This window comes from Mesorhizobium sp. M7A.F.Ca.AU.001.01.1.1 (assembly GCF_004022735.1).
In the GTDB taxonomy this organism is placed as follows: domain Bacteria; phylum Pseudomonadota; class Alphaproteobacteria; order Rhizobiales; family Rhizobiaceae; genus Mesorhizobium; species Mesorhizobium ciceri.
The window spans coordinates 1-9,220 of record NZ_RZPF01000200.1; the positions used below are offsets into that span (position 1 = coordinate 1).

At 62.5% G+C, this 9,220-nt stretch carries 9 protein-coding genes; 3 read left to right on the top strand and 6 right to left on the bottom strand.

What is annotated here, in order from left to right; genetic code table 11:
• From EN884_RS14495 to cyoA, 6 genes are all read right to left on the bottom strand, one after another.
• The coding region (locus EN884_RS14495) for an aromatic amino acid transaminase (protein ID WP_164895011.1) at positions 1-879 on the bottom strand (879 nt) is incomplete at its 3' end.
• A gap of 252 nt (positions 880-1,131) precedes the next feature.
• The gene (locus EN884_RS14500) at positions 1,132-1,839 is read right to left on the bottom strand and encodes an SURF1 family protein (protein WP_063168041.1); all 708 of its coding nucleotides are present in this window, start codon (positions 1,837-1,839) and stop codon (positions 1,132-1,134) included.
• Between the two features lie 96 nt (positions 1,840-1,935).
• Entirely contained in the window at positions 1,936-2,316 is a 381-nt protein-coding gene (gene cyoD / locus EN884_RS14505; protein WP_013531503.1) for a cytochrome o ubiquinol oxidase subunit IV, read from the bottom strand.
• Positions 2,313-2,939 carry a cytochrome o ubiquinol oxidase subunit III gene (cyoC, locus tag EN884_RS14510; protein WP_013531504.1) on the bottom strand — a complete coding sequence of 209 codons (627 nt, stop codon included), beginning with the start codon at positions 2,937-2,939 and terminating at the stop codon, positions 2,313-2,315. Before cyoC ends, cyoD begins: the two co-directional genes overlap by 4 nt.
• Positions 2,940-2,944: 5 nt before the next feature.
• A complete protein-coding gene (gene cyoB, locus EN884_RS14515) occupies positions 2,945-4,957 on the bottom strand; it encodes a cytochrome o ubiquinol oxidase subunit I (protein WP_063168040.1) in 2,013 nt (670 codons plus the stop codon).
• Between the two features lie 15 nt (positions 4,958-4,972).
• Positions 4,973-6,142 carry a ubiquinol oxidase subunit II gene (gene cyoA, locus EN884_RS14520; protein WP_013531506.1) on the bottom strand — a complete coding sequence of 390 codons (1,170 nt, stop codon included), beginning with the start codon at positions 6,140-6,142 and terminating at the stop codon, positions 4,973-4,975.
• 166 nt (positions 6,143-6,308) lie between these two features.
• Here cyoA and EN884_RS14525 point away from each other — a divergent pair, with 166 nt between their 5' ends.
• The 3 genes from EN884_RS14525 to EN884_RS14535 form a co-directional block, all read left to right on the top strand.
• Complete coding sequence (locus tag EN884_RS14525; RefSeq protein ID WP_128360596.1) at positions 6,309-7,622, top strand: MFS transporter; 1,314 nt, start codon at positions 6,309-6,311, stop codon at positions 7,620-7,622.
• Positions 7,619-8,941 carry an ATP-binding protein gene (locus EN884_RS14530; protein WP_013531508.1) on the top strand — a complete coding sequence of 441 codons (1,323 nt, stop codon included), beginning with the start codon at positions 7,619-7,621 and terminating at the stop codon, positions 8,939-8,941. Before EN884_RS14525 ends, EN884_RS14530 begins: the two co-directional genes overlap by 4 nt.
• Positions 8,931-9,220 (top strand): response regulator (locus tag EN884_RS14535; protein WP_128360597.1); only part of this gene is annotated, 290 nt, incomplete at its 3' end. The genes EN884_RS14530 and EN884_RS14535, both read left to right, overlap by 11 nt.

The window sequence follows — 9,220 nt, forward strand, 5'->3', positions numbered from 1 at the left end:
GATGCGTACGGCTGCTGCCCCGTGGTCCGGCGGCATCGAATACATGGCGCGCGCCGCCGACAGCATCTGGCTCATCGCCACATCTGCCTGTGCGCCGTCCTTGGCCAGGATCATTGCTGCGCCGACGCGGTCGCGGTAGACGGCGAAATTCTTCGAGCAGCTCGACGCGACGACCATTTCCGGAACTTTCGCCGCCAGCAGGCGCAAGCCGAGGGCGTCGGCCTCAAGGCCATCGCCAAAGCCCTGATAAGCGATGTCGACGAACGGCAGCAGCGCGCGCTCGACGACCAGATCGGTAACGGCTGCCCACTGTGCCGCATCCAGATTGGCGCCGGTTGGGTTGTGGCAGCAGCCATGCAGCAGCACGACGTCGCCGCTCTTTGCGGTCCGCAGGGCCGCCAGCATGTCGTCGAAGCGAACAGCACCCGACGCGGCGTCGAAATACGGGTATTCACGGATCTGCAGGCCGGCGGCGCGCATCACCGGCATGTGGTTCGGCCAGGTCGGGTCCGACAGCCAGATGGTTGCGTCCGAACGCGTCCGCTTCAGCAATTCCGCCACCAGCCGCAGCGCGCCGGAGCCGCCGGGCGCCTGTGCGGCGCGGATGCGCGTCATGTCAGCGCCCGGACCGAAGGCGAGCTTGGCCATCACCGTGTTGAAGCCGGTATCGCCGGCAAGGCCGAGATAGGTCTTGGTGTCCTGGGCCTGCAGCAGGCGCTTTTCCGCCTCGCGCACGGCGCGCATAACCGGCGTCTTGCCGTCGCGATCCTTGTAGACGCCGACGCCGAGATCGACTTTGTCGGGGCGCGGATCGGCGCGATAAAGGCCGATCAGGGCCAGGATCTTGTCGGCGGGGGCGGGCTGCAGGGTCTCAAACATCGATAGGGCTCCAATGGCGGCGGAGTGATACGCAAATCGGTCGCGTTTCGCCAGCGGTTTTAGCTAGGTGCTCCAGCCCGAGACGGCTGGGAAGCCTGCCCTGCGCGCTCATGGATGAGGGTTTGAAGGGAAACCTATTGATGCGCGTCGGAAATGACCAGCCGGCACGAGCAGAGCGATCACGCCATCCTCTGCGCCGGCATGAGCGCTTCCGTGCGTAATTTCGGCTTTGCCTCGGCCAGCGGTCAGCGGTCAGCCCCCGCCGGGCCTGTCTTTCACAGCCTGCCGCAACAGCCAGGCGACCGCGCCCAGCACCATCAAGGCCAGCCCGAACCATGTCAGGGCATAGACCAGATGGTTGTTGTGGAACGAAACGACCGTCAGGCCGCCGACCGGCCACCCTCCCGGATTGGGCGTGGCATCGGCATCGATGAAATAAGGAGCGACCTGCCCGATGCCTTGCTTGGCGGCGATCGCCTGTACATCGCGCGAATACCAGCGGTTGGCAGCCGGATCGTTGGTGCGCAGGAAGCCGCCTTTCGGTTCGCTGATGCGCAACAGGCCATGAATTCCGGTGTGATCGCCCGAGGGCTTGCCTGCGAAGCGGGTTGCCGGATCGCGCTTGTCCGTCGGCACGAAGCCCCTGTTCACCAGAATCGTGAAGCCATCATCCGCTCGGAACGGCGCCATTACCCAGAAGCCACCGCCGAGATCGGTGACCGCCTGGACCAGGGTCTCGCGATCACCGAGAAACCGGCCCGTGACGACGAGGCGGCGATACTCGTCATCCCTGGCGTTGATCGCTGGCCAGGCCGAAGGCGCCGGGGCGGCCACGGGTACTGCCTTGAGACGCTGGTCGACACGCTCGATCAGGTCGAGCTTCCAGACGCGGCGCTCCAGCTGCCAGATACCGAGCGCCGAGAACCCTGCGATGCCGATGGCTCCGCAAAGGCAAAGCATCAATAGCGTCCATCTCGAACGCGTAACCCTTTGGCCGTCGCCTGTATTCGGATGCGGTGTCGTCCGCGCCTGTTCGTCCAAAGCCAGGTCCCTCTCTCAGGGTATCTGACTCATGTCATGGCCGGGCATCATGTTGACGTTCAGATGGTACATGACCCAGAGCGAGCCCGTCAGCGCGATCATCACCAGGATGAGGGTGAAGATCAGCGCCATCATGGTCCAGCCGCTCTCCGACCTGGTGTTCATATGCAGGAAGAACACCATGTGGACGATGATTTGCACGACGGCGAAGGCCATGATGGCAATCGCCGACGCCATCTGATTGCCGAGCGCGTTGGTCATGACCAGCCAGAAGGGAACGGCGGTCAGCACGACGGACAGGCCGAAGCCTGTCAGATAGCCGGCCAGCGAGCCGTGATTGACGCCGTGATGCGCGTGGCTGTGGTTGCTGGTGTCTGTTTGGTGCCCGGCGCTCATCGCAACATTCCCATCAGATAAACGAAGGTGAAGACGCCGATCCAGATGACGTCGAGGAAGTGCCAGAACATGCTCAGGCACATCAGGCGCCGCTGGTTCGCGGCGATCAGCCCATGCCTGGAGACCTGCACCATCAGCACCACCAGCCAGACCAGGCCGAAGGTGACGTGCAGGCCATGCGTTCCGACCAGCGTGAAGAACGACGAAAGAAAGCCGCTGCGCTGCGGCGTCGCCCCCTCGTGGATGAAATGGGCGAATTCGTAGAGTTCGATGCCGAGAAAGGCGAGGCCGAACAGGCCGGTGATCACCAGCCACACCTGCATCGGCCTCACTCGCCCTTTCGCCATCTCCAGCATCGCGAAGCCGTAGGTGATGGAGGACAGGAGCAGCATGGTGGTGTTGAGCGCGACCAGCGGAAGATCGAACAGGTCCTTCGGCGCGGGCCCGGCGGCGTAGTTGCCACCGAGCACGCCGTAGACTGCAAACAGCATCGCAAAGATGAGGCAGTCGCTCATCAGGTAGATCCAGAAGCCGAGCATGGTGCTGCTGCCGCTCTCGGCATGGCCGTGGTCGTCTTCCAGGTGGAAGATCGTGTCGTCGATCACCGTGTCGGCGTGTGCCATGGTGCTCATCCCGCCTGGCTGGTGGCTGCGAGCAGGCGTGTCCGCTCGTCCTCGACGCGGGTGACGTCGCTGGACGGAATGTGGAAGTCCCGGTCGTAATTGAAGGTATGCGCGATGGCGTAGCCGATCAGAGCAACGAAGCTCACGATCGCCAGCCACCAGATGTACCAGATGAGCGCCACGGCAAGCACCACGCTCAACCCAGCCAGAATGACGCCGGCTCCGGTGTTGCGCGGCATGTGGATGTCGTGGAAGCCCGTCAACGGACGCTGGTAACCGCGATTCTTCATGTCCGCCCAGGTGTCGAGATCGTGGACGACCGGCGTAAAGGCGAAATTGTAGGCCGGGGGCGGCGACGAGGTTGCCCATTCGAGTGTACGCCCGTCCCACGGATCACCGGTGTCGTCGCGAAGCTGCTCGCGCCGGCGCACGCTGACGAAGATCTGGATGAGGAAGGACAGGATACCAAGGAGGATCAGGAAGGCGCCAAAAGCGGCGATGATGAACCAGATCTGCAGCGAGGGATCCTCGAAGGTGCGTAGCCGGCGCGTTACGCCCATCAGGCCGAGGATGTACAGCGGCATGAAGGCGAACCAGAAGCCGACCACCCAGAACCAGAAGGACATCTTTCCCCAGAACGGATCGAGCCGGAAGCCGAATGCCTTGGGGAACCAGTAGCTGATACCGGCAAACAGGCCGAACAGCACGCCGCCGATGATGACGTTGTGGAAATGCGCGACCAGGAACAGGCTGTTGTGGAGCACGAAGTCGGCCGGCGGAACGGCGAGCAGCACGCCGGTCATGCCGCCGACGGTGAAGGTCAGCATGAAGGCGACTGTCCACATCATCGGCAGTTCGAAGCGGATGCGGCCGCGGTACATGGTGAACAGCCAGTTGAATATCTTGGCGCCTGTCGGGATCGAAATGATCATCGTGGTGATGCCGAAGAACGAGTTGACGCTCGCTCCCGACCCCATGGTGAAAAAGTGATGCAGCCAGACGAGATAGGACAGGATGGTGATGACGATGGTTGCGTAGACCATCGAGGTGTAGCCAAAGAGCCGCTTGCCGCAGAAGGCCGAGGTCACTTCGGAAAATATGCCGAAGGCCGGCAGGATCAGGATGTAGACCTCGGGGTGGCCCCAGATCCAGATCAGGTTCACGTACATCATCGGATTGCCGCCGAAGTCGTTCGTGAAGAAGTTGGTGCCGACATAGCGGTCGAGAGCCAGCAGGGCCAGCACCGCCGTCAGCACCGGGAAGGCGGCGACGATGAGCACATTTGTGCAGAGCGCGGTCCAGGTGAAGATCGGCATTCTCATCATGGTCATGCCAGGCGCGCGCATCTTGACGATGGTGCAGACCAGGTTCACGCCCGACAGCAGCGTGCCGACGCCCGCCACTTGCAGCGCCCAGATATAATAATCGACACCGACATCGGGACTGTAGCCGATACCCGACAGCGGCGGGTAGGCGAGCCAGCCGGTGCGCGCGAATTCGCCGACGAACAGCGACATCATGACGATGACCGCGCCGCCGACCGTCATCCAGAAGCTGAAATTGTTGAGGAACGGAAACGACACGTCGCGCGCGCCGATCTGCAGCGGGACGACGAAATTCATCAGGCCCGTCACCAGCGGCATCGCCACGAAGAAGATCATGATGACGCCGTGCGCGGTGAAGATCTGGTCATAATGATGCGAATTGAGATAGCCTTCCGAACCGCCGAAGGCCATCGCCTGCTGGAGTCGCATCATGATGGCGTCGCTGAAGCCGCGCAGCAGCATGACGATGCCGAGCACCATGTACATCACACCGATGCGCTTGTGGTCGACGCTGGTGAACCATTCGCGCCACAGATAGCCCCAGAGCTTGAAATAGGTCAGCGCGCCGACGAGGGCGATGCCGCCCAGCGCGACGACAATGAAGGTCGCGACCACGATGGGCTCGTGCAGCGGCAGCGACTCGAACGTAAGCCGGCCGAAGATCGCCTTGAGAAGAGCAGGATTGTCGAACATGTCTTGCGTGGCGCCTCAGGAGTTGAAGGGCGACCGAAGCGTGCCGGTTGCGGAAGGTGACGGCAGTCGGATCGACAGGGGCAGTGGCCGTTGCAGACCAGCGCCGACTATCGGCGTCGAGGTCATCGGCGTGGCGGATTGATCAGCCTTCGAAGCGGCCAGTGCTTCTTCGGTCGTGCATATGCTGGCGACATAGGATGGGGCGGGGCCGAATATCGTGCCGCGCCGGGCGAACTTGTCATACAGCAGCGGAAGGGTGTTGCGGATGCCGGCCATTCCCAGACCGCCCTTGGCATCGATCTGCGACATCTCGCTCATGCACATCTTGCCGGGCTCGACGCACATGTTGAGGATCGCCTTGTAGAGATCGCTATCCACCGCCGCATAGTGGCGCACGGGTTGGTTCTCACTGGGCTGTTCGAGCTCAAGATAGCCGTTTCGGTCGAGCTTGCCGCCGCTGTCCTTTGCCTTCGCGATCCATGCCTGGAAACCGGCATCCTCGAGGCCGTGGAACGCGAAGCGCATTCCCGAGAAGCCGGCGCCGCTGTAATTGGCAGAGAACCCTTCATAGTCGCCGGACTTGTTGATGACAGCGTGCAGCCTGGTTTCCATACCCGGCATCGCATAGATCTGGCCGGCCAGTGCTGGAATGTAGAAGGAGTTCATCACCGATGCGGAGGTAATGCGAAAGCTGATCGGCCGGTCGACCGGCGCAGCCAGTTCGTTGACCACGGCGACGCCGTATTCCGGATAGATGAACAGCCATTTCCAGTCGAGCGCGACGACTTCGACCTCAAGCGGGCGCACGTCCGGCGGCAGCGGCTTGCCGGCCGCTACACGTCCGATCGGACGATAGGGGTCGAGCAGATGGGTGCCCATCCAGGTCACCGCGCCCAGGCAGATGATGATCAGAAGCGGCACAGCCCAAATGACGAGTTCGAGATGGGTCGAGTGGTCCCAATCCGGCTCGTAGCGCGCCTCGCGGTTGGACTGGCGGTATCGCCAGGCAAAGAATATGGTGAGAGCCATCACCGGTATGATGACGATCAGCATCAGTGCCGTGGACACCATCAGCAGGTCGCGCTGCTGCTCGGCGACGTCGCCGGCAGGGTTCAGGACGACCATGCTGCAGGAGCCGAGCGATGCCAGCAGGGGCAGCAGGAAAAGGGTACGAAGACGGCTCAATGTATGACCTGTCGGTTGTTCCCCCCAGTGCTAACCGTACCGCGGCGATGAAGGCATTGGACAATTTGTCCAATGCCGCAATGACGCGGCAGGCGTCATCAAAGCATCTGGCCCGCGCACATGGCAAGCGATCGTATGAGACCGCGGCGGGGCGACGGAGAATGCTGTGAGCCCAACTTCGAAGATCGAAGCCGACGCAAGACGGATCAATGCGCGGCATCATGAGGTGAAGCCCGGCGAAATCGCCGTTGGCGTCATCATCGGCAGGACGTCGGAATTCTTCGACTTCTTCGTCTACGCGATCGCTTCCGTCATCGTTTTCCCCAAGCTCGTATTTCCATATGCCGACCCGTTGACCGGCACGCTCTACTCCTTCGCCATCTTCGCGCTTGCCTTCATCGCGCGGCCGATCGGGACGGCGATCTTCACCGCGCTCGACCGCGCCTACGGACGCAGCGCCAAGCTCACCATCGCGCTGTTCCTGCTGGGGACCTCGACCGTGTCGATCGCCTTCGTGCCCGGTTACGACCAGATCGGCCCGGCTTCGGCCTGGCTGCTGGCCGTGTTCCGGATCGGTCAGGGACTGGCGCTGGGCGGGACATGGGACGGACTTGCCTCGCTGCTGGCGTTGAATGCCCCCGAAAAGCGTCGCGGCTGGTATGCGATGATCCCGCAGCTGGGCGCGCCACTCGGGCTCATCGTCGCCAGTGCCCTGTTTGCATATTTCGTCGGCAACCTGTCGGCTGAAGACTTCTTCAGCTGGGGTTGGCGCTACCCGTTCTTCGTCGCCTTCGCCATCAACGTCGTCGCCCTGTTCGCGCGGCTGCGCATCGTGGTGACGCCGGAATACACCAAACTGTTCGAAGGCCAGGAACTGGAGCCGACTTCCGTCCGCGAGACGTTGCGCGCCGAAGGGCGCACTGTCGTGCTCGGCGCTTTCGCGCCGCTGGCGAGCTTCGCCCTGTTCCACATGGTGACGGTGTTTCCTCTGTCCTGGATCTTCCTGTTCACGCGCGAGGGACCGGCACGGTTCCTGGTCATCGAGACGATCGGAGCCTTCTTCGGCCTGGCGGCAATCGCGATCTCGGGCGTCGTTGCCGACCGGGTCGGGCGCTGGCCCTTGCTTGGAGGCTCGGCGGTGGCCATTGCCGTGTTCAGCGGTTTCGCGCCACAGCTGCTCGATGGCGGCTTCGTCGGAGAGTCCGTCTTCATGGTGTTGGGCTTCGTCCTGCTCGGCCTGTCGTTCGGCCAGTCTTCGGGAGCACTCGCCTCGAATTTTTCAAAGAACTACCGCTATACAGGTGCTGCGCTGACCTCGGATCTCGCCTGGCTGTTCGGCGCCGGCTTCGCCCCCATTGTCGCCCTGTTCCTGTCCGCCCATTTCGGGCTGATCTCGTCAGGCGCCTATCTGCTGTCGGGAGCGCTATGCACGCTGCTGGCGCTGCGGCTCAACCAGCGCCTGGATCGGACTCCCGCTTGAGTGACCTGCTTGGCCAGGGCTGGGGACCTCCCGGCCCAATGACGCTGCACGACAAGACCAACAAGCAGAATTTTCTGCTTCTGATCCAACTGCGCTGGATCGCGGTCGGCGGTCAGATCGTGACGATCCTGTTCGTCCGCTACGCGCTTGGCATCGGGCTGCCGCTGGTGCCGATGGCAGTGGTGATCCTGCTGCTGATCGCTCTCAACGTCGCCAGCCTGCGCCGGCACAGCAGCCAGGACGCGATCACCAACACCGAGCTGTTTCTTGGACTGCTGCTCGACGTCACCGCGTTGACGGTCCAGCTTTACCTGAGCGGCGGCGCGTCCAATCCCTTCATTTCGCTTTACCTGCTCCAGGTCATCCTGGGCGCGGTACTGCTGGAGACATGGTCGGTCTGGGCGCTTGTCCTCATTGCAAGCACGTGCTTCATCGCGCTGACCACCTTCTACCGTGAGATCAGCCTGCCCGCCGCACACGGTGCCGGGCTGTTCAGCCTGCACATTCAGGGCATGTTCATCTGTTTCGTCCTGGCGGCAACGCTTCTGGTGCTGTTCATCACCAGGGTCCAGAACAACATTCGCACCCGCGACGCTCATCTTGCGGATTTGCGCCAGCAATCGGCGGAGGAGGCTCACATCGTCAGGATGGGCCTGCTCGCCTCTGGCGCCGCGCATGAGCTCGGCACGCCGCTGGCTACGCTTTCCGTCATCCTCAACGACTGGCAGCGCATGCCGGTTCTCGAGGCCGATCCGGATCTGGCGCAGGAAATCCGGGAGATGCAGGGCCAGTTGGACCGTTGCAAGAAGATCGTTTCGGGAATCCTGATGTCGTCGGGCGAATTGCGCGGCGAAGGCACGGTTCGCACCTCCGTCGATGCCTTTCTGGCGGAGCTGGTGGCCGAATGGAAGTCGACACGGCTGCCGCAAGGTTTCGAATACACCAGGCGTTTCGGCGCCAACCAGGAGATCGTCTCCGATCCCGCGCTCAAACAGGTGATGTTCAATGTACTGGACAACGCACTTGAAGCGTCGCCTCTATGGGTCGGTTTGATCGTCAGCCGCCACGCGGACGATCTCATCATCGAAGTTGTCGACGCGGGACCGGGATTTGAAGAAGCCATGCTTGCTGAATTCGGCAAGCCCTACACGTCGACCAAGAACCGGCCAGGTAGCGGGCTCGGCCTGTTTCTGGTCGTCAATGTCATCCGCAAGCTGGGGGGTAGCGTCACTGTAAGAAACAGAACCGAGGGGGGAGCTTCGGTTACGTTGCATCTGCCGCTGGCTGCTCTGTCTCCGCGAGGGCACAATGCCGACTGAACGCACGCTGCTGATCGTCGAGGACGACATCGCCTTTGCCAACGCACTGCGCCGGTCTTTCGAACGGCGTGATTACGAAACGCATAGCTGCCGGAGCGTCGACGGCGTGCAGGCGCTGATCGGCACCGTTGCCTTCCAATATGCCGTCGTCGATCTCAAGCTTGCCAGCGGCTCGGGCCTTGAGTGCGTCAGGGCGCTGCACGAACACGATCCTGAAATGCGGATCGTCGTGTTGACCGGCTTTGCCAGCATCGCCACCGCTGTCGAGGCGATCAAGCT